This window comes from Priestia sp. SRI_019 (assembly GCF_057586255.1).
This window is the reverse complement of record NZ_JBYCZN010000002.1, coordinates 1,567,082-1,588,696: the sequence shown is the minus strand read 5'-3', so window position 1 is coordinate 1,588,696 and position 21,615 is coordinate 1,567,082. Positions and strand designations below refer to the sequence as shown.

Below are 21,615 nucleotides of genomic sequence, written 5' to 3'. Positions count from 1 at the left end.
AGAGAGGCGCTTTTTTTGCGTTTATTTTTATAAAGTGTAGGTGTTTTGAACCACAAACAAAAGGTTTATTAGTAAAATATATTTATAGCATTCACGTTTCATGATAGAATTTACGTAGTATATTTGTAGATAATTAGAAGAAAAACTATTATTTTCTATGATGATTACTGGCTAATAGAGGAGGAGTTATTCAACATGTCCACCAAGACAATGAATAAAGCAAAAGAAGCTGACCATTCAGCAGCTTATTTACATAGGGATGAAGAAAAAGATCTTATTATTCAAAAATTAATTAACGAAAAAGAAGCATTAGAGCAGGAATTCACAGAAATCCTTGAATTTATTTTGAACGATATGAAAAACCAAGAAGACTTATTCTCTGAAAAAAACAAAGGATTATTGATGCACTTAAATCATGATTCTCTGTACAAACAGAAATATGAAAAAGCAACAGCTGATTTAAAGCATTTGCATGCGATGAAAAAAGAAACGGATAAACTGATCACGGTGTTAAAAGAAAATGAGAAAAAAGAACAGCAGCGAGCGGTGCAATTACAAAAAGAAAATCAGCAAATGAACCATAAGTTAGCAGCAGTTAGTGAAGAAACGCAGCAACTAAATCATAAGCTTGCTTCAGTTAATGAAGAGAAACAGAACGTGATGAAAGAAGTGACAGCACTAACAGCTGAAAATGAAAAGGCAGTAAATGAACGAACAGCACTCACTAAAGAAGTGACGTCGTTAAAACAAGCGGAGCAAGAAGCTTTGAAGCAAAATGAAGCACTAGCAAAAGAGATTCAACAGCAAAATGAAGAAATGAAAGTGATGAAAAAAGAAAAAGAGCGTTTGAAGACAGAAGTTCTTACGTTAGAAGCTGCTAATAAGAATATGGAAAGTGAGTTAGAGTCGTTAAGAAAGCAGTTGACGAATGCTAACGCACAAATCAGCGAAATGAAGAAAGAAAAAGAACAAATAAATAATCAAGTAGCTGAGCTTCAAGATGAAAAAGAAAAATTAGAGCAGCGCGTATATAGTTTAGAAAACTCGAAGTTAGGAAAAATTACGGTTTCATATTGGAAAATGAGAAATAAGTAAAAACGAATGAATAGCAAAGTCTATTTAATGAGTATGAGTGGAGGAACACATGAGTAATCGTTTTTTGCCTTTATATAACCAGTATAGAGTAGAAATGAAAAGTTTGGACTTCTTATTAAAAGCCAAACACAGCTATCCAAAAGATATCCTTAGTTTGAATAAAGAAAATTGGAGCATACATACGGAAAATGTAACAGTAGCGAATGAAGCGAACTCACTGTATGTAGATCATACGATGAGTAAGAGAGATTCGTTTTATATTGCGTATTTAGAAGAGAATACTAACTTTAGTACAGGTCCAATGTATGACTGTCAATTAGAGCCTGATCAAAAATACCTTGTTAATTTTAACGGTCTCACAGATGAGCATGTAAAAATAGATTTATTTGTGATTTCGTATAAAAATCAAAAGAAAGTGAATATCCAGTCGGTTCATTTGAATCGCAGTCAAACGATTGAAACAGAAAAAGACGCTGATTCATTTCGGATAGCCATTCGTTTTATCGGAAAAGGAAGTTCTGTGATTCAACAAGTTCAATTTGTTGAATTAAATACAATTTTAGAGACGGTTTCACCTTCTGTGCAGCCGAAAAAGCAACCGATTAATTTAGAAGAATACAAATGGCAGCATGTTATTACTTCTAATGAAATGTTCAATGAGAAGTGGTTTGTTCCTGAAGCAAAAAATACAGCAAAGGTTACGGTTTCTGCTAACTGTATTCATGCGGATTTCGATTTTGAAGAAAATGAGTATCAGTATATTTCTTACAGAGAACAAAATATTAACTTCGGCCAAAAATCAATGAAGTTTCCATTGGAAGTTGATTCTGAATACCGATATGAAGCGACGGTAAAAGGAAATAAACAAGATACAGCAGGCGTTCACTTTTTCCTTATTTTCTATTCGGAAAAGGGAACGAAAGAGCAAGTTGAAGTAGTAAATTTAAATGAAACAAAGTCGATTCAACTTGATTCTTCGGTTGTGTCTTGTCGTCTTGCGGTTAAATTTTTTGGCAAAGGGTTTACAGAGATTGAAGAAATTGAGATTAAGAGAAAACGAGAAAATAACTTCTTGTCTCATACACATCTACGCCAGCTAGGGTTTGATGTCCCTAAGAAATTAAAAGATGTGAAATTAGCCGTGATTTGTGATGATTTCACGATGCAGTGCTTGAAGCCGGAATGCGACTTGATTACATTTGGGCCAGATGATTGGAAAGCACAGTTTACGATTACCCGACCTCACGCTCTTTTTGTAGAATCTGCATGGCACGGTAACGGAGGAAGATGGACGAGGAAAGTAGCCAAAGGGAACGGTAAAAGTAATTTAGATCTTTTTGAACTCATTAACTGGTGCAAAGAAAACGAAATTCCAACAATTTTCTGGAATAAAGAAGACCCTGTTCATTTTAATGCATTTGTAGATATCGCAAAGCATTTTGATTATATTTTTACAACGGATCAAAATTCAGTGGAGAATTATCAAAAAAGAGCTAACCATAAGAATGTAGCTGCTCTTCCGTTTGCGGCTCAGCCTTCTATCCATAATCCAGTGGAGCTATATAAACGCGAGAATGGAATTAGCTTTGCGGGGTCTTATTATGCTGTTAAATATCTCGAGCGTCAAAGAGATATGAATATGCTGTTAGAATCGGCTGCACATTATAACTTAACAATTTATGATCGAAATTACGGGAAGAATTTAATTGAATTTTATTTTCCAGAGCACTTGCGACAGTATACAACAAACAGCTTAAAGCCATCTGAAATTGACAAAGCGTATAAAGGCTATAAAGTTGCTTTGAATGTAAATAGTGTTGTAGATTCACCAACAATGTTTTCACGACGTGTATTTGAATGCTTAGCCTCAAATACGCCAGTTGTAAGTACCTATTCAACGGGAATTGAAAATATTTTTAATGATATCGTGTTTATGGGAACGACGGAGCAGGAGTTTAAAAAAGAATTTGACAAGCTGTTACATGATGAGGCTTATTACAGACGCCGAGCGCATCAAGGTTTACGAAACGTACTGCAGCACCATACTTATGAGAATCGCTTAGAGTATGTGTTCAACCAAGCTGGTTTTGACTTAGAAGCGACGTCTGTCAAGATTCATGTATATAGTTTGATAGAAAATAGCAGTGAGATGAAACGTGTATTGGATATGTTTAACGAGCAGTCATATGATCACAAAAAGCTAACGTTTATTCAAACAAAGCCTTTCACTTACGAACAGCTGAAAGCGGATCTGGAGAAAATAAATGCTGTATGTGTAACAGAAGATGAATTTAAGCAGTTATCGCTTCAAGAGCAGTCAGGCCATGTTGCTTACTTTGATTCATCTAACTTTTACGGAAAGCATTATTTAATGGATTTAGCATTAGCTACAAAATATACAACGAGTGAAGCAATTGGAAAAGGCAGCTATTATACGTATGAAAATCAGCAGTTTGCATTATCATGCGCTGATAAGAGACATGTCTATACAAATGAGTTAAACATTGACGCTTGTATGCTAAAATCAGAGGTTTTACGTGAAGTAAGTATGAATGAATTAGTAGAGATTTTCCGTTTGAAAGGTTCAGTTGATTTTCTATTTGTAAAAGGATACCGACTTTTTTCTATAGATAGTTATAACTTTGTTCGAAATCTCAAAAAAATTCCTAAACAGGCTAAAAAGCAATTAAATGACTTGGTGAATATTTAAGACGGGAGTTATACAATGAAGACATTTTCTTTAACACCTACCGAGGTTCTGAAATTTGAAGATCACTGGGTGTACGGTAAACAAACTAGCTATACGTTTGATTCAAAACGTATAGCGCAAGAGTTGATTATTGATGTGCAAAAAGTAAAGGAAGAGGCTAGTCATACATTTATTTCTTACGGTGAAGATGTAGAAGTGGACGTTCGTGCTGACAATACGTATATCGCTACTATTCAAGGAGATACGTCAGATAGTTTGGATGTTCAGCTTATTGTATCAGGCCTAGTCAATGGAAAAAGTGTACTAACTGAGCAAATTGGATTGGATATTAGTAAAACGATTAGGTTCCCTGAAGGTGCGGAAAAAGCAAAAGTAAAATTACGCGTAAGCGGGAGCGGACAAGCAAAAATTAGAGAAATCAGCCTGTCTGCTTTCTCAGAAGAGCTAGTGGAAGTGGAGCAAGCTATTTATCGTAACAATCAAGAAGCAGAATATCTTGTTTTAACAAACGTTTATCCTGAAAAAAATAACCTCTATCGAAATATGTTTGTTCATAGAAGAGCGGAATTATATGAACAGCACAATTTGAACGTGGATGTATTCAGATTAAACGTAAAAGAAAAAGCATTGGGATATTATCATTTTGAGAATATCTCTGTCTTAACAGGTGGTCAGAAAGAATTGACTAATGTACTAAATGGAAAAAGATACAAGAAGATTTTAATTCATTTTGTTGATCAGCATATGATGGAAGCAATTGAAGCCAGCAGCGTAAAACAGACGCCGATTCTTGTCTGGATTCATGGGGTAGAAACTGAGAAGTGGTATAGAAGATGGTTTAACTTTACCACTGATTCAAGCAGTCTGGAAAAAGCACTTGCTTCTATTAAAGAGAATAAAAAACGAACAGATTTTATGAAATCTATCTATGAGAGCACAGCGTTAAATATTAAATTCATCTTTGTTTCAAGGTGGTTTAAAGAAGCGGTTGCAGAAAGTGATACAAATTCATTTGTTAAAAACTACTCTATTATTCATAACGTAGTAGATGATCAGCTGTTTAACTATGTGAAAAAAGATCCTGAGCAGCGTAAAAAAATATTGAGTATTCGACCATTTGCATCTCATAAGTATGCAAACGACCTTTCAGTGAAGGCTATTTTAAGCTTATCTACAAAACCTTATTTTAATGAGTTAGAGTTTAATATTTACGGTCAAGGAGCATTGTTTGACGAAATTTTGGAACCTATTCGTTCTTTTAGCAATGTTCATATTCATAACCATTTTCTTCCTCAAGGAGAAATAGCAAATATTCATAAAGAACATGGTTTATTTCTATGTCCAACTCGTTTGGATGCGCAAGGTGTTTCTATGTGTGAATCGATGTCAAGTGGATTAATTCCTATAACGAACGGTGTAACTGCAATCCCTGAGTTTGTGAACGACGATTGTGGATTCTTAGCAGCACGAGAAGACGCTGAAGGACTTGCTGAGAGCATTGATTATCTTTATCATCACCCAAAAGAGTTTACGAGAAAGTCAGAAAATGCAGCTCAGCGTATGAGAGAGCAGTGCAGTATTCATAAAATTATTGATCAAGAATTAACTGAAATTCTGGGTTGATAGAGAGGGAGTAAATAATGAAGAAACTTGATATTTTAGGAAGCTGTGTGACAAGAGATGCTTTAGAGTTCACAGAAGAAAGCCAGTATACGCTGGAGACGTATTTTGCCCGTTCTTCTCTCATTAGTCTCTATTCACCGAAAATTGATATTAAAAGAGAAGACATTCAATTAGCTTCAGATTTTCAAAAAGAGATGGTGTACTACGATCTTACGAAATATTTTCCACGTTACATAAAAGAAACTGAAGCAAACTATCTTCTTATTGATTTTATTGATGAAAGAATGGAAGTGCTTGAAAGAAACGGCAGCTATATTACACGTTCAAATGAATTTGTTCATTCAAATGTGAATGAACAAATTCAATATGAGGCAAGTGCGTTAAACAAAGAAGAAATTAACGAACTGTGGAAAAAAAGTGCTTTGCAGCTGATTGAAGATTTAAAAGGCAGATTTAATCCTAAACAAATCATACTGCACAAAGCTCTCTGGCGATATTCTTACATTGACAAAAATGGAGAAGAGCAAACGTTTAAAGAGCATTACTGGATCAAGCGGAACAACGACAAAATAGATGGTTACTATGAATTCTTCCAAGAGAATTTTCCAGGCATACACGTAATCGATTTAAATGATCAGTATCATGCTGATGAATCTAACAAGTGGGGGCTTTCTCCATTTCATTACGAGGAAAAATATTATAAAGCATTCATTGAACAGTTGAATAAGATATGTAAATAAGTACTATAAGATATATTGATAACAAGGAGAAAAGATATAGTTTCTCAGGTGAAAATATGCAAAAAGACATAAGTATTTTATGGTAAATTAAAACGTTGAATAAAAGAGTTAATCTTAAATTTGTCTTTAAAATGTAGTTTAACTAGGCTTAAAAAGCGCTTTTTAAGCCTCAAACAGTGGGTAGATTGAAATAGATAGATTTGTTTATAATATTCTAAAAAAATGACAATAGACTCTGAAGAGGAAAATTCGACAAAAAAAGACATAGAAATACATGTCATAATATGCTAACATAAGTATTGCTTTTATTAGGTCTTAAGAAGGATAGGGTGAAAGTTAATGATTGACTTACATTGTCATATTTTAGCTAATATTGATGATGGTTCTCGAAGTGATGAAATGAGCGTAGCTATGGCTAGAAAAGCTGTTTCAGAAGGAATCACCCAAATTGTGGCCACACCCCATCATCAAAACGGCCGATATGTAAATGAGAAAGACCTTATTGTTAAAAAAGTGAACGCCCTAAATGAATTACTCGTTAGAGAAGATGTCCCTTTAACCGTATTACCAGGTCAGGAAAATAGAATTTATGGCGAAATTTTGGAAGATTATCAGAATTCTAAAATATTAACTTTAAATGATACTGGCAAATATATATTTATAGAATTTCCTTCTAGCCAAGTCCCTTATTACACCGAGCGACTTTTATTTGATATTCAGTCTAAAGGGATTGTTCCCATCATTGTTCATCCTGAACGAAACAGTCGATTGATAGAAGAGCCAGAGCTTCTTTATAATTTAATCAGTAAAGGTGCATTGGCTCAAGTAACGGCTTCTAGTGTAACGGGACGATTCGGAAAAAAAATAAAGAAATTTTCTCATCAGTTAATAGACGCTAACCTTGTTCATTTTGTTTCGTCGGATGCGCATAATCTTGATGGACGTTCTTTTCATATGCAGGAAGCTTTGGAGAGCATTGAAAAAGAAAATGGAAGAGAAATGATTTACGCTTTTTTAGAAAATGCTGAGTACGTAATAAAAGGGCAAATGTGTTTTAAAGAACCTCCAGAAAGAGTAAAGAGGAAAAAAATTTTAGGGATTTTTTAGAAGTCAGATAGGTGAGAGAAATGAAAACTTTTGATACATTACCTAAAACAGTAAAAAAAACTGTCCGGTACATTAGTCAAGACGCTTCTTATGATCAGCTTCTTGTCTTAAAAAGGTATTTGATGGAAGCAATAGATAAAAAAGAGCAGGAATTTTATAAACGAAATAACTAAGCTTCTAGTAAACTAGAAGCTAGTATTTCTTATACATACTTACATGAAATCAGGTGACTCTATGAAAAACCGTATTAAAGTAATGACGATTTTTGGAACACGTCCAGAGGCTATTAAAATGGCTCCTCTTGTATTAGAATTAAACAAACGTTCAGAAGAATTTGAATCTATCGTGACCGTAACAGCTCAGCACCGTGAAATGCTAGACCAAGTGCTGCGTGTGTTTGATATCACACCAGATCACGACTTAAACATTATGAAAGACCGTCAAACGCTTATGGATGTAACAACACGCGGACTTCAAGGACTAGATCAAGTCATGAAAGAAGTTCAGCCTGATATCGTACTTGTTCACGGCGATACAACAACAACCTTCATCGCAGGTCTTGCGGCTTTTTATAACCAAATCAAGGTAGGTCATGTAGAAGCGGGACTTCGTACATGGAATAAATATTCTCCGTATCCGGAAGAAATGAACCGCCAATTAACAGGTGTATTAGCGGACCTTCATTTTGCTCCTACTACAAAATCTGCACATAACTTGTTACAAGAAAATAAAAAAGAAGAAACGTTATTTATTACAGGAAACACGGCAATTGATGCACTTAAAACAACTGTATTAGAAGAGTATTCTCATCCGGTATTAGATCGTGTAGGCGATGACCGTCTAATTCTGTTAACAGCTCACCGCCGTGAAAATCTTGGTGAACCAATGCGCAATATGTTCCGTGCAATCAAACGAATTGTAGAGGAACATGATGACGTACAAGTAGTCTACCCTGTACATTTAAATCCTGTTGTTCGTGAATTAGCAGATGAAGTGTTAGGAAATGATCCTCGCATTCAATTAATTGAACCTCTAGAAGTAGTGGACTTCCATAATTTCGCTTCGCGTGCTCATATCATTTTAACGGATTCAGGCGGCGTGCAAGAAGAGGCTCCTTCATTAGGTGTACCTGTATTAGTGCTGCGTGATACAACAGAACGTCCTGAAGGCATTGAAGCTGGAACGTTAAAGCTTGCAGGTGTAGAAGAAGAAACCATTTATTCACTTGCTAAAGAGCTTTTAACAAATGAAGAAGAATATGCCCGTATGTCTAAAGCATCTAACCCGTACGGTGACGGCTTTGCTTCAAAACGTATTGCTGATGCAATTAGTGAATACTTTACTGCTGAAAATAACTAATTTTTAGATAGGGGATTTAGGCGATGTCAAAAGTAAAAAAAGCAATTATTCCAGCTGCTGGACTAGGTACACGTTTCTTACCGGCAACAAAAGCAATGCCAAAAGAAATGCTGCCGATTGTAGACAAACCGACCATTCAATACATTATCGAAGAAGCAATTGAGTCTGGTATTGAAGACATTATTATCGTAACGGGTAAAGGAAAACGTGCCATTGAAGATCATTTTGACAACGCACCGGAATTAGAACAAAACCTAGTAGAAAAGGAAAAGTTCGAGCTTTTGGAAAAAGTGCGTCAATCCGCGAATGTAGAAATTCATTACATCCGTCAAAAAGAACCAAAAGGATTAGGGCATGCGGTTTGGTGCGCACGTAAATTTATTGGAGATGAGCCGTTTGCTGTACTGCTAGGAGACGACATTGTTCAAGCAGACACGCCTTGCCTGCGTCAGCTGATGAATCAGTATGACGAAACGTTATCATCAGTCATAGGTGTGCAGACGGTTCCAGAAAACGAAACGAATCGTTATGGAATTGTAGATCCTATTTCTAATAAAGGACGCCGCTATCAGGTTGATACCTTTGTCGAAAAGCCAGCATTAGGAACAGCTCCTTCTAATCTAGCGATTATGGGCCGCTATATTTTTACGCCTGAAATCTTTAAATTTTTAGAACAGCAGGAAGTAGGAGCAGGTGGAGAGATTCAATTAACGGATGCAATTCAAAAGCTTAACGAAATTCAGCGTGTGTTTGCCTACGATTTTGAAGGAAAACGCTACGATGTGGGTGAAAAGCTAGGGTTTATTCAAACGTCGTTAGAATTTGCTCTGCAGCACGAAGACTTACGTGAAGGTTTACTTACATTTATGAATGAGCTATTACAAAGAGAAAACGTAAAAGCTTAATTGATATTTCACTAGTTCGCTTGGTGAACTAGTGAAATTGTATTGGAGTGAAGTTGTTTTGACAAAAAGGGTACTTGTGATTTCTCAACATTTTTATCCTGAAATCGGTAGTGCAGGAAATCGTATAAAAAATATATATAAACTCTTAAAAGATGAAAATTATGACGTAAATGTACTGACCACTGAGCCTACATATCCAAATAAAAAGATATATGATGATGAACAGTTTTGGGATGATCATTCAATTGATGAAGAAAATGATGTAACGCGCATCGGTGTGAAAAATCGCAAGTATTCCAGAAGTATTATTAATCGTTTGATGTATTATTTAGAGATTGCTTTTAAAATGATGTTCTTCATTTTAACTGACCGAAAAAAGTATGATGTGATTTTCGTTACGTCTCCGCCTATCTTTATTGCAGTAGTTGGATTGCTTGCAAAGTATCGCTATCGGAGACCTCTTATATTGGACATTCGGGATCTGTGGCCGGAGTCATTAAAAGGCGTAGGTGTGTTCAACTATCCCATTGTCATTTCTGTTTTCAGCTGGCTTGAGAAAGTACTGTATGTAAAAGCCAATCATATTATTGTAAACAGCCAAGGATTTATCCACTTTATGACAGAGAAATATTCAATTCCATCAAGCAAAATTCATTTTATGCCCAATGCTGCCAACGGAACTGAAATTTCTATGGTTGAATCTGGAAGCGATACGTTTAAAGTGATGTATGCAGGTAATATTGGGTTAGCGCAAGATGTAACAGTTCTAATGGATCTTGCAAAAGAATTGCATGAGTATAATATTGAATTGACGGTTATGGGATATGGGTTTAAAAAGAAAGAATTTGTTCAGTTTGCGAAAGAGCATAAATTAACGAATGTTCGATTTATTAAGCCTACAACTCGTCAAAAATGTTTACATATTATTTCAGAGCACCATATTGGTCTTGTTACATTAAACGGAAAGCAAGTATTTGAAACAGTGCTGCCTGGTAAGATTATTGATTATATGACATGTGGAATTCCAATTGTTGCATCTGTTTCTGGTTATGCAAAAGAGATGATCTTGTCACATGAAGCTGGAATTGTGTCGGATACAAATACAGCAGATGAAATGCTAAGACATATTTTACATTTGTATCAGCATCCTTCTAAGCGCAGTAAGATGTCTCGCAACAGCTTGAATTATGTAAAAAAGCATTTCTATTGGGAGAAAAATATACAAGTGTTATTACAGTTGATTGAGAATAAAGGTTCTGAACCTCTGCAAGTAGAACAGTCAGAATCAGTTGATAAGGTTGAAGTATTATGAGAAAAAATGTCTGTATGTTTGTATGGAATCACTTTACAAATGATGCGCGCGTACTGCGTGAGTGCACTGCGCTATCCAAAAATGGCTACTCCGTTGATTTAATCTGTATTCATGATCCGAAAAATTCAGATTTAAAACAGTATGAAGAAGTAAATGAACATTTTCATGTTCATCGCGTGAAGCGCTATCCTTCTTCCCTACTCTTTATGAAAAAAGCGTATCGTGCACTTCTAAAATATAAAGTGCTCGCTCTGATCGCTTTTTTGCTGTGGTTAGGAGCAGCATACGTAGCTCCTTACGTAGTCCTTCCTGTTACAATTGTAGCTGCTCTGTTATTAAAAACGAAGCTGCAAGTGGTCTGGGTAAGAGGAAGCATTATCTTAAGGATGATTTTAAAAGGCAGGAAGAAGAAGTACGATATTTATCATTCGAATGATTTAAATACGCTTCCTCAAGGATTTATCTGTTCAAAGCTTCGCTTTAAGCGTAAGTGCCTTGTGTATGATTCTCATGAGGTACAAACGAGCCGAACGGGTTATGACAGCGGCGTATACGCAAAAATGGAAGCTTTCTTTATTAATAAGATTGACTCCATGATTGTAGAAAATCATACACGTGCTAAATACAATGAAGATTTATATGGTTTCTATCCGAACGTCGTCTATAACTATCCATTTCAACCCAAAAAGCGTCATCAAGAAACAATTGATTTACATGAACGTTTAGGGCTTCCTGAAAATGAAAAGATTCTGTTGTATCAAGGCGGTATTCAAACGGGAAGAGGCCTTGAAAAGCTCGTTCAAGCAGCGCCGTTATTTAAAGAAGGAACGTTAGTCTTTATTGGAGATGGACGTATCAAGCCAGAGCTAGAGCGTATGGTAGCGGAAATGGATTTGGAAGATAAAGTAAAATTCATTCCGAAAGTGCCGCTGCAAGACTTACCGAAGTATACAAAAAATGCGTATTTAGGTTTCCAAGTATTAAATAATGTTTGTTTCAATCATTACTCCGCTTCTTCAAATAAATTATTTGAATATATCATGAGCGATGTGCCGGTGGTAGCATGCGATTTTCCAGAGATTAAAAAAGTAGTAGAAGGCGAGCATATAGGACTTTGCGTGGACTCGCATGATTACGAAGAGATTGCTAGTGCTGTCAATCAGTTGTTAAGAGATCCTGTTCTGCGTGCAACCATGAGTAACAACTGTAAAACAGCTAAATTTAAATATAATTGGGAAAATGAACAGCTTCAATTTCTGAAAGTCTATCAAGCAATATAAAGTAGAAAGGAGTTATTTGAAGGCATGGCCGTAGAGTTAAAAAATCATGTATCTGCAGATGTATTAGAAAAAGAATTGGCTTTAGTCAAAAAAGAGCTGATTTCACAACTAAATATGAGAGAAAAAGAGCTCAAAGAATATAATGACTTGCAAAAGCGTTACGTAATGTTAGAGAAACGTTATGCTGCGATTACTCGATCTTTTTTAGGGAAAGTAACGTTAAAGTATTGGAGACTACGAAGAAAACTGAGCAATAAAAACGTATCAAAGGGGAATGCTAAATGATAATCGATGTTCAAGAACGGATGAAATTGATTAATCAAAAGAGAAAATGGGTAACCGCTCCGCGTGTTCAAAATTTAGAATTTGCAGAAGTTGAATTCAACAGCGGTTGGTTTAAGAAAAGTGACGCAGCTATTTCTTTTGATACTCAGTCAAGAGCTTTTACTACAGATTTAAGTTCTACTGAATATACTTATTTGACCTATCGTGAGCAAAATTTAGACTTTCAAAAAGAGCCTCAAGAAGAGTTAATTACCATTAGTGATTCTTACAAGGAAATTGTGAACTTTAGAGGTGAAGCTAAAGACCTTTCAGTAGAGCTATTCATTATTGAGTATGTTAGCGGCTCGAAAAACGGCATGCACAGAGTTGAGCTGAATAGTGAACAGACTATTTCATTCTCTTCAGATACTGAAAAAATTCGCTTAGCCCTTCGCGTCAAGGGAAAGGGATCGTTCAGAATTGATAAATTGCTAATAGGTGAACAAGCGTATTGGGCTCAAAAATCTTTATCAATTGAAGGAAACTTCGTAGCTTTAGAGCAGAATCAATGGTTTATGCCTAAATCAACAAAGTTATATTATGATCCATTTACACGTGCATTTCATGCCAATTTCGATCAGAAACAATTTGCGCATATCGCTCACAGAGCAAGTAATTCAAATTTCGCTGTTGCTCCTGCTAACCCAATTATTATTAACTCGGACAAGCTCCGAATTGATTTTAACGGTGAAAAAGAAGCAGCTATCGATTTAAGGCTAGTGGTAATCTTTTATGAAGATCTTAAAAAGATTTCCGCTGAGGAAGTGCAGGTAAACAATAAGCGACTTATTACAGTACCAGAAGGAGCTAAATACGTAAGGTTAGCGATTAGAGTTGCTGGAAAAGGACAATTCACTATTAACAATATTGTTCTTAATAATATCGGCTATTGGTGGAACGAGAATGCCTCGTTAACTCAACATAAAGTATCGGTGAATCCAGACGTTAAATTATCATTGACGAAACAATCTCTAAATGGTTGGGAACAAACGGATGGAAAGATTGTTTATCATCCATGGAATCAATTCTTTGAATCTGCCTTAGTAGGTCAAGAATTTATTCATTTAGGCTGTGATGATCTAAAAAAGAAGCAGCCCTACGCTATTAATACTAAGGAAAAGCACCTTTATACAATTACTCCGTCAAGTGACCTCTACGGGGATGTTCAAATAACGCTATTTATTTTAGGATTTCAGCGTAACACTCAAACCGAAGTACATCAGGTTAATGTGAATGAATCACTAGAGCTTAGATTTGGTGCAGAAACGGAACGAGTAGAATTTTTAGTGCGAGTAAGCGGAGAAGGTTTTTTCAAAAGCTTACAAGTGAATGTAGATGAAAAACCAGTTGAAATTACTAACAGTCTTGCATTGGAGCTAGAAAATTCAAACTGGTTCAAGGGAAATAATAAGTCTGTTCAATTTGTTGATGGAGCAAACTATTTGAAAGCGCATGTAGATATTGAAGACGGAAAAAATATCTATATGTCTTATAAAGAAACAAATAATAGTTTTAAAATGCTTCCTACTCATCATTTAATGACGATGCTGCCAGATCATGAGTATGAATTCTTAGTAAAAGGGATAGCTGCTGATGATGCAACTGTAATTCCAATGTTCATCGGTTATTCTGGAGATGACAAAGTTCAAGTATTACAGCTGAAGTTCAACTCCATTACGAAAGTAAAGCCTCATGAAGACGTAACTCAATTTAGATTTGCCTTGCGAGTAGCAGGCAAAGGTAATATTGAAGTGACTGATATCATTGTCAACGAGATGCAAAGTCTTGAGGCTACATCTACTGTTGAATATCTGAGTAAATCAGAGATCGATGCATTTAGTATTTTGCCGCCAAAGCCAATCAAAGAATTAAAAATGGCTGTTATATTTGATGAATTTACGACGGCATCTTATGAAGATGAATGTCATCTCATTAAAATGACCCCGGACAATTGGCGTGAAGTCATGACAAAAGAACATCCGGATCTCTTAATGGTAGAGTCTGCTTGGCGTGGAAATGAAGGAACTTGGAATAGACGTGTAGGATATTACGGTGAAGAAAATATGAAGGCGTTATTCGGATTATTACAATGGTGTAAAGAACATAACGTGCCTACTGTTTTTTGGAACAAAGAAGATCCTGTGCATTTTAATCGTTTTATTGAGACGGCTCGTCGTTTTGATTATATCTTTACTACTGACGAAAACATGGTTCCATATTATCAGGAAAGAGCTGGTCATGAGAACGTGTTTGCGCTACCGTTCGCTGCACAGCCATCTATCCATAACCCGATTAAGATTGTAGAAGAACGAGAAAATAAAGCTTGTTTTGCCGGTTCTTATTATCGTCATCATGAAGAGCGCTGTATAGATATGGACCGTCTATTAGATGCGGCTGCTAAAGTAGGGTTGGATATTTATGACCGAAACTACTTGAAGAATTTAAAAGGCCTTATGCCAAATCATCAGTTCCCAGATCGTTTTCAACCTTTTATAAAAGGAAACTTGAAATACTATGAAATTGACAAAGCCTATAAAGGTTATAAGGTAATGATTAATGTAAATACCGTAAAAGAGTCTCCGACAATGTTCTCTCGCCGTGTATATGAAGGGTTAGCATGTGGAACGCCTGTCATCAGTACTTACGCTCAAGGGATTGAAAAAATCTTTCCAGAATTAGTTTATATGTCTGAAAAGCCTGAAGATCTCTACCAAGAGTTCAAAACGTTATTAGAAAATGAACAGTATTACGAAGAAAAAGCACTGACAGGAATTCGAGATGTGTTAACAAAACACACGTATACGCATCGTTTGGCGGATATTATTGATAAAGTAGGTCTAAACTTTGCAACTCAATTGCCAGATGTCACGGTAGTAGCTTTTGCACGTAATAAAGAAGAGTTTGAAAGAGTTGTTTCTCAATTTAACTCTCAAAAATATGAAAATAAAAAATTATATGTATTAATAGATACATTTGATGGTTATTTGGATCTTTATAATAAATATAATACGTCAACTGTTCAAACATTTGTACGCAGTTATATGCACAACTACTTAAATATTCGTGATTGGATTGAAACACCGTTTGTCACATATTTTGGACCAAATAGTTTATATGGCGAAAATTATTTGCTTGATTTAATGCTTAGCACCACTTTTACAGATAGTGATTTTATTGGTAAAAGTTCATATTTTACAGCAGTTGGCGAGGAATTAAAGCAGCAGCATCAAGGGCATGAATATGAATTTAATCCATTTTTAAGTCCAGAGCGAACGATTGCTAAGACAAATGCTTACAGCAATATCTCTCTTGAAGAAGTATTTTTAATGTTTGAAGAAGAAAAAGACCTTTCTTTCTATGCGAGATTTGGAAAGCAGTTTTTCAGCAGCGATAAGTTTAACTATGTTTACGTAAAAGATTGTGCAGAAGCAAAATTGGATTCTATCCTAAAAAAAGTAGAGCTATGAGGTTTTAAAAATGAAAAAAACAAAGATATTATTTGCAGGTCATGACTTGAAATTTGCTCAAATTATTATGAACAGTTTAAAGAATCAAGGTATCTATGAGCTTCGAACAGATGAATGGACAGGCCATAATTTACACAATGAAGACGCAAGCTATGAATGCTTAGAGTGGGCAGATGTTATTGTATGTGAATGGGGATTAGGAAATGCAGTCTGGTACTCAAAGCATAAGAAACCGCATCAGCGCTTAATCGTTCGAATGCATCGACAAGAAATTGAAACAGAATATCCATTTCAATTTGAACTGGATAACATTGATCATATCATTGCTATTTCACCGTATGTGTATGAAGAGTTTTATCGCGTTTTCCGTTTTCCGCGTGAGAAAATGAAAATGATTTATAACTTAGTAGATACCGAGCGTCTAAATAAACCTAAAATGAAAAATGCACAGTTTAACCTTGGCATTATCGGTATTTGTCCAAAAATGAAAAGGTTAGACTTAGCAATAGATGCTTTTGAAAAACTATGGGAACAGGATTCTCGTTATAAATTGTATGTAAAAGGTAAGCTTCCTCAGGAGTATACGTGGCTTTGGGGGAGAGAAGAAGAAAAAAATTACTATGAAGAATTATTCCAGCGTATTGAGACAGCTCCTTGGAAAGAATCTGTTATATTTGATGGATTCGGATCAGACATTGATGAATGGCTTTCTAAAATCGGATTTGTCCTTTCAACAAGTGATTTCGAAAGTTTTCACTTATCACCAAGCGAAGGAATGGCCTCAGGTGCTTATCCGCTTATCTTGAAGTGGGATGGCAGCGACACCATTTATCCAAAAGAATTTTTACTTTCATCAGTTGAGGAAATAGTGAACAAAGTGATTACTATTAATTCGTCATCAGAGCCGCAGTATAAGCCCCAGCGCTTAAAAGAGTATGTTACACATTACTTTGGAGTGGAAAGAGCAACAAAAGAATGGCAACAATTAATTACAGCTCCAATTAACTAGTTATATACATTCAAGTACTATAGAATAGATAGTATTAATGTTTATATAAGAAATTTTCAGTAGCAATCGGGAGGATATAAAATGAAACTTTGTACAGTAGGATTAGGATATATTGGGTTACCAACATCTATTATGTTTGCAAAACATGATGTGGACGTTGTAGGTGTCGACGTAAGTCAACGCGTAATTGAATCATTGAATAATGGAAAAATCCATTTAGAAGAGCCTGGTTTACAGGAAGCGTTGAATGAAGTAATTGAAAAAGGTACATTCCGCGCAGCATTACAGCCGGAAAAAGCAGATGCATTCATCGTAGCTGTACCAACACCAAACCATGATGACCAACACAAATCTTGTGATCTATCATATGTATTAAGCGCTGTAAGTAACGTCATTCCTTACTTAGAAAAAGGAAACGTATTAATCGTAGAATCTACAATCGCACCGCGCAGCATGGATGACCATGTAAAACCGTTAGTAGAAGCAGCTGGCTTTGAAGTTGGAAAAGACGTGTTCTTAGTACATTGTCCAGAACGTGTACTTCCAGGACAAATTCTTCACGAACTAATTCACAACAACCGTATTGTTGGAGGACTTACGCCAAACTGTACAGAAGCTGGTGCAATGGTATACAGCACATTTGTACAAGGTGAAATCATTAAAACAGATGCAAAAACAGCAGAAATGTCAAAACTAATGGAAAACACATTCCGTGACGTAAACATCGCGTTAGCAAACGAATTAACAAAAGTATGTAATGAATTAGAAATCGATGCATTAGAAGTTGTTCAAATGGCTAATAAGCATCCGCGTGTAAACCTTCATACACCAGGACCGGGTGTAGGCGGACACTGCTTGGCTGTAGACCCGTATTTCATCGTTGCGAAAGCGCCTAAAACAGCTCAGCTTATTAATCTAGCAAGAACAATTAACACGTCTATGCCTCAATACGTAGTAGACAACACAAATGCTCTAATGGAAAAAGTAGACGGCCGGGTTGTGACAGTATTCGGTTTAACGTATAAAGGAAACGTAGACGATATCCGTGAAAGTCCAGCAATGGAAATCTATGATTTATTAAAAGCAGAAGGCAAATACGAAATTCGCGCATTTGATCCTCACGTGGAACAAGATTGGGTTGAACAAGATATCAAGGAAGCTGTACGCAACTCTGACCTAGTTCTTGTGTTAACAGATCATAATGAATTCAAAGAATTAAACTGGAGCGAATTAGAAGGTATGACAACAAAACGTATTTTCGATACGAAAAACGTAGTAGCTAACCGTTCTGACGATTTCAGCTACATTAACTATGGCAACCTACATGCATTCCTTAAGAAGGAAGAAGTAATGGCATGAATCTTGTAGGGAGGATTTTGAAAGAACAATCCTCGAATTTTCATTTGATTTTAAGGCTAGCTCGTTACGATATGAAAGGCAAATACCAATTGCATTATTTAGGAGCTGTATGGCAGTTTTTAACTCCTGTTATACAGGTTCTTCTATATTGGTTGGTGTTTGGAATTGGCATTCGAGGAGGAGCACCTGTTCACGGTGTACCATTTTTTGCATGGTTAATGGTAGGGCTAATTCCTTGGTTTTTTATTAGTCCATCAATTCTTCAAGGTTCTAACAGTGTATATGCAAGAGTAAGTCTCGTATCCAAAATGAAGTTCCCGGTAAGTATTTTACCTACAGTAACTATCATTAGTAACTCTTTTCAATTAATTGTCATGTTAGTTGTATTAGCGTTTATTTTTATAGTATATGGAATTAATCCTGGACTACATATCTTGCAACTGCCTTATTATTTGGTGTCATTATTTGTTTTCTTGTTTGCCGTTACGTTGTTAGGTTCTACAATTTCAACAATTGTAAGAGATTTTCAACAAGCCTTACAAGCCATTATGAGAATGATGGTGTATTTATTACCTATCCTCTGGGATCAATCTAGACTTCCACACGTATTCCAAACTGTGTTGAAGCTAAATCCTATCTATTATTTAATAGAAGGGTTTCGTAATAGTTTTCTAGGATATGCTTGGTTCTATGATGATTGGATATATACACTGTATTTTTGGGTTGTTACATTATTAATACTGTTAGTAGGATCCGTTCTACATATAAAATTCAGGAAAAAGTTTATCGATTACTTGTAATCTAGGAGCTTAAATTTATGAAGCTAAAGGTTCAATTTGAAAATGTAAGTAAAAAGTACGTACTTTATCAAAAGCGATCTGATAAAATACGAGAAGTGTTTTTTCCAAAGAAGCAGAATGAAAGCTTTTATGCATTAAGAGATGTTTCATTTTCTGTCTATGAGGGAGAAGTAATTGGAATTGTTGGGGTAAATGGTTCAGGAAAATCAACCCTTTCTAATATCCTATCTCAAGTGGTTCCTCCTACTTCTGGAGAATTAACGATTAATGGTGAAACTTCATTAATTGCCATATCTGCAGGTCTCAACAATAATTTAAGCGGCTATGAAAATATAGAATTAAAATGCTTGATGCACGGCTTAACCAAAGAAGAAATCAAGCAGATTACCCCGAAAATTATTGAATTTGCGGATATAGGTAAATTTATTAATCAGCCTGTTAAAAATTATTCTAGTGGAATGAAATCCAGACTGGGCTTTGCAATATCCGTTCATACAAACCCTGATATTTTAGTAGTTGATGAGGCCTTGTCCGTTGGAGATCAAACATTTTATGATAAATGTTTAACAAAAATTAATGAATTTAAAGAAGATGGAAAAACTATTTTTTTCATTAGTCATTCCGTATCTCAAATTAGAAATATTTGTGATAAAGTAATTTGGATGCATTTTGGTCAATTACGAAAATTTGGCCGTACAAGAGCTGTGCTTGCCAGCTATAAGAAATTTATAGAATGGTTTAATAAGCTGAGTGATGAAGATAAAAAGTTATACAAAACGAAAATGCTAAATCAGCAGCAAGCTGCAATTTTTCATGTGAAAGAACATAGAGAACCTATTTTGACGACTGCTGATCAGCGTTTTCAAAGACATCAGAATCAAAAAATGCATAAGAAGAGAAGAATTCAATTAAGGATTCAGCTAAGTTTATTATGTACCCTTTCTGTTTTACTAGCTGTTTTTATGTTTTTATAAAAGCGTTATAAAACAGGGAAGTGTGTAAGTTTCACTAAAAAATACGAGGTGACTAAAAATGAAAGCAAAGTTATTTATTCCTGTTGTAGCGGGTATGTTATTATTTGCAGGTTGCAGCAATAAAGAAGAAGCTTCATCTCCTAAGAAAGCATCAGAACAATCAGAAGTTAAAACAGAGCTTACAGCGGTTTCACTTAAAAACTTCGGTAATAAACGTTTAGAGGTAACAACAAAAGCTAAGGGAACTGATGTAAAATATGCTTATTATATTCATAAAGATAATAAGTTATTTAAAAAGATTTCCTACTCTAAAGACAGTTCTTTGAAGTATCCTTTAAAAGAGTCTGGTCGTTACAAGGTACGTGTATTTGCAAAAGGCTCTGACGATAAAAAAGTAGTTAAAAGTACGAATTCTGTTAATGTAGTAGTAGATGATAAAGATAAAAAAGATAAGTAAATAAAAAAAGTGTAGCTTTTGCTACACTTTTTTATTTATTTTAGATTTAAACTTTCTTTTAATTCAGTAGACAGCTGATTGCGAGTGTCATCAGACACGGCATAATAGTAGATACCATTAATTTTTTCGCCTTTTCCATCTATTTGAAGCTGCTCTGAATTTTTACGTGCGTCTTTATAGTTTGATTGAATCTGTTTCATATCATCAAACGTAAGGTTTGTTTTTACATTTTGACCAATCGCATCTAAAATCGTACCGTAGTTTGTTAAAGACTGAACGCTAGCTCCTTCGTCAATAACGCCTTCAATCACTTGACGCTGACGCTGCTGACGTCCGAAGTCACCACGAGGATCTTGTTTACGCATACGTGTGAAAGCCAATGCTTCTTTACCATCTAATTTTAAAGGCCCTTTTTGGAAGCTGTAGCCGTCGTAATTAAATGCAAGGTTATTGTTTACAGTTACGCCGCCAACAGCGTCTACAATGTCTTTAAAGCTTTCCATATTCACTTGAACGTAGTAGTCTACAGGAACGTCTAAGAATTTTTCTACCGTGTTTACGGACATGTCTACGCCTCCAAAAGCATAAGCATGGTTGATTTTATCTTGTGTTCCTTTTCCTACAATTTCAGTTCGCGTATCACGTGGAATACTCACCATTTTCATAGACTGTGTCTTTGGGTTTACCGTCATTAAAATAGTAGAATCTGAACGTCCTCGGTCACCCGCACGCTGATCTACTCCTAATAGTAAAATAGAAATAGGATCTCCATTTGCCAGGCTCACTTTGCTTGAACGTTTTTCAGATACATCACGTTTTAACGGTTCGTGAGTTTGTGTAAATGTCTTTTCAACGGAATGCCATATGCTATATGCATAGCCTGCTACACCTAGAATTAATACTAAAATAATACCAAGAATAATTTTAAACGCGCGTTTCTTTTTCGGTTTTTTTCGTTTGCGTCTGCGCGCATTTGAAGATTGTACTTGTTCTTCCATGTGGGGCCTCTCTTTCTTTTCTTTGTATATTGATAAAATAAATGTCTTCTATGTAAGCCATTATTCTTATCTTTTTCATTAAGAAACACGTCAAAA

The 21,615-nt window shown here is 35.5% G+C and carries 17 protein-coding genes and 1 pseudogene; 17 read left to right on the top strand and 1 reads right to left on the bottom strand.

Annotated features, from left to right (window positions below):
- Nucleotides 1–195: 195 nt before the first annotated feature.
- The 17 genes and pseudogenes from AC2YJL_RS18285 to AC2YJL_RS18205 all read left to right on the top strand — a co-directional run bounded on the left by AC2YJL_RS18285 (nt 196) and on the right by AC2YJL_RS18205 (nt 20,521).
- Nucleotides 196–1,095 (top strand): hypothetical protein, encoded by a 900-nt coding sequence (locus AC2YJL_RS18285; protein ID WP_487374850.1) that lies wholly within the window; start codon nt 196–198, stop codon nt 1,093–1,095.
- Between the two features lie 49 nt (nt 1,096–1,144).
- A complete protein-coding gene (locus AC2YJL_RS18280; RefSeq protein WP_487374849.1) occupies nt 1,145–3,805 on the top strand; it encodes a CgeB family protein in 2,661 nt (886 codons plus the stop codon).
- 15 nt (nt 3,806–3,820) lie between these two features.
- A complete protein-coding gene (locus tag AC2YJL_RS18275; RefSeq protein WP_487374848.1) occupies nt 3,821–5,428 on the top strand; it encodes a glycosyltransferase family 4 protein in 1,608 nt (535 codons plus the stop codon).
- 17 nt (nt 5,429–5,445) lie between these two features.
- The gene (locus AC2YJL_RS18270) at nt 5,446–6,168 is read left to right on the top strand and encodes a DUF6270 domain-containing protein (protein WP_487374847.1); all 723 of its coding nucleotides are present in this window, start codon (nt 5,446–5,448) and stop codon (nt 6,166–6,168) included.
- Nucleotides 6,169–6,507: 339 nt separating this feature from the next.
- Complete coding sequence (locus tag AC2YJL_RS18265; protein WP_487374846.1) at nt 6,508–7,275, top strand: tyrosine-protein phosphatase; 768 nt, start codon at nt 6,508–6,510, stop codon at nt 7,273–7,275.
- A gap of 20 nt (nt 7,276–7,295) precedes the next feature.
- A complete protein-coding gene (locus AC2YJL_RS18260) occupies nt 7,296–7,448 on the top strand; it encodes a hypothetical protein (RefSeq protein ID WP_170943804.1) in 153 nt (50 codons plus the stop codon).
- Nucleotides 7,449–7,509: 61 nt separating this feature from the next.
- On the top strand, nt 7,510–8,634 hold the full coding sequence (gene wecB, locus AC2YJL_RS18255) for a non-hydrolyzing UDP-N-acetylglucosamine 2-epimerase (protein ID WP_098332201.1): 1,125 nt from the start codon (nt 7,510–7,512) through the stop codon (nt 8,632–8,634).
- Nucleotides 8,635–8,657: 23 nt separating this feature from the next.
- Nucleotides 8,658–9,539 carry a UTP--glucose-1-phosphate uridylyltransferase GalU gene (galU, locus tag AC2YJL_RS18250; RefSeq protein WP_095379786.1) on the top strand — a complete coding sequence of 294 codons (882 nt, stop codon included), beginning with the start codon at nt 8,658–8,660 and terminating at the stop codon, nt 9,537–9,539.
- A 58-nt stretch (nt 9,540–9,597) separates the two neighbouring features.
- Nucleotides 9,598–10,851, top strand: a complete 1,254-nt coding sequence (locus tag AC2YJL_RS18245) for a glycosyltransferase family 4 protein (protein ID WP_487374845.1) — start codon at nt 9,598–9,600, stop codon at nt 10,849–10,851.
- Entirely contained in the window at nt 10,845–12,131 is a 1,287-nt protein-coding gene (locus AC2YJL_RS18240) for a glycosyltransferase (protein WP_487374880.1), read from the top strand. Before AC2YJL_RS18245 ends, AC2YJL_RS18240 begins: the two co-directional genes overlap by 7 nt.
- A gap of 24 nt (nt 12,132–12,155) precedes the next feature.
- Nucleotides 12,156–12,416: a hypothetical protein gene (locus AC2YJL_RS18235; protein ID WP_098332204.1), complete on the top strand. Its 261-nt coding sequence runs from the start codon at nt 12,156–12,158 to the stop codon at nt 12,414–12,416.
- Nucleotides 12,413–15,922, top strand: a complete 3,510-nt coding sequence (locus tag AC2YJL_RS18230) for a CgeB family protein (RefSeq protein ID WP_487374844.1) — start codon at nt 12,413–12,415, stop codon at nt 15,920–15,922. Before AC2YJL_RS18235 ends, AC2YJL_RS18230 begins: the two co-directional genes overlap by 4 nt.
- Nucleotides 15,923–15,932: 10 nt before the next feature.
- On the top strand, nt 15,933–16,931 hold the full coding sequence (locus tag AC2YJL_RS18225) for a glycosyltransferase family 4 protein (RefSeq protein WP_487374843.1): 999 nt from the start codon (nt 15,933–15,935) through the stop codon (nt 16,929–16,931).
- An 81-nt stretch (nt 16,932–17,012) separates the two neighbouring features.
- A complete protein-coding gene (locus tag AC2YJL_RS18220; protein ID WP_057241645.1) occupies nt 17,013–18,290 on the top strand; it encodes a nucleotide sugar dehydrogenase in 1,278 nt (425 codons plus the stop codon).
- Nucleotides 18,287–19,090 (top strand): ABC transporter permease, encoded by an 804-nt coding sequence (locus AC2YJL_RS18215; protein WP_064471427.1) that lies wholly within the window; start codon nt 18,287–18,289, stop codon nt 19,088–19,090. Before AC2YJL_RS18220 ends, AC2YJL_RS18215 begins: the two co-directional genes overlap by 4 nt.
- 17 nt (nt 19,091–19,107) lie before the next feature.
- A pseudogene (gene tagH, locus AC2YJL_RS18210) lies at nt 19,108–20,058 on the top strand (teichoic acids export ABC transporter ATP-binding subunit TagH); the annotation flags it as partial.
- A gap of 64 nt (nt 20,059–20,122) precedes the next feature.
- Entirely contained in the window at nt 20,123–20,521 is a 399-nt protein-coding gene (locus tag AC2YJL_RS18205) for a triple tyrosine motif-containing protein (protein WP_098332209.1), read from the top strand.
- Between the two features lie 35 nt (nt 20,522–20,556).
- On the opposite strand, the gene tagU is transcribed toward AC2YJL_RS18205, so the two are convergent.
- A complete protein-coding gene (gene tagU / locus AC2YJL_RS18200) occupies nt 20,557–21,519 on the bottom strand; it encodes a polyisoprenyl-teichoic acid--peptidoglycan teichoic acid transferase TagU (RefSeq protein ID WP_098332210.1) in 963 nt (320 codons plus the stop codon).
- Nucleotides 21,520–21,615 lie beyond the last annotated feature (96 nt).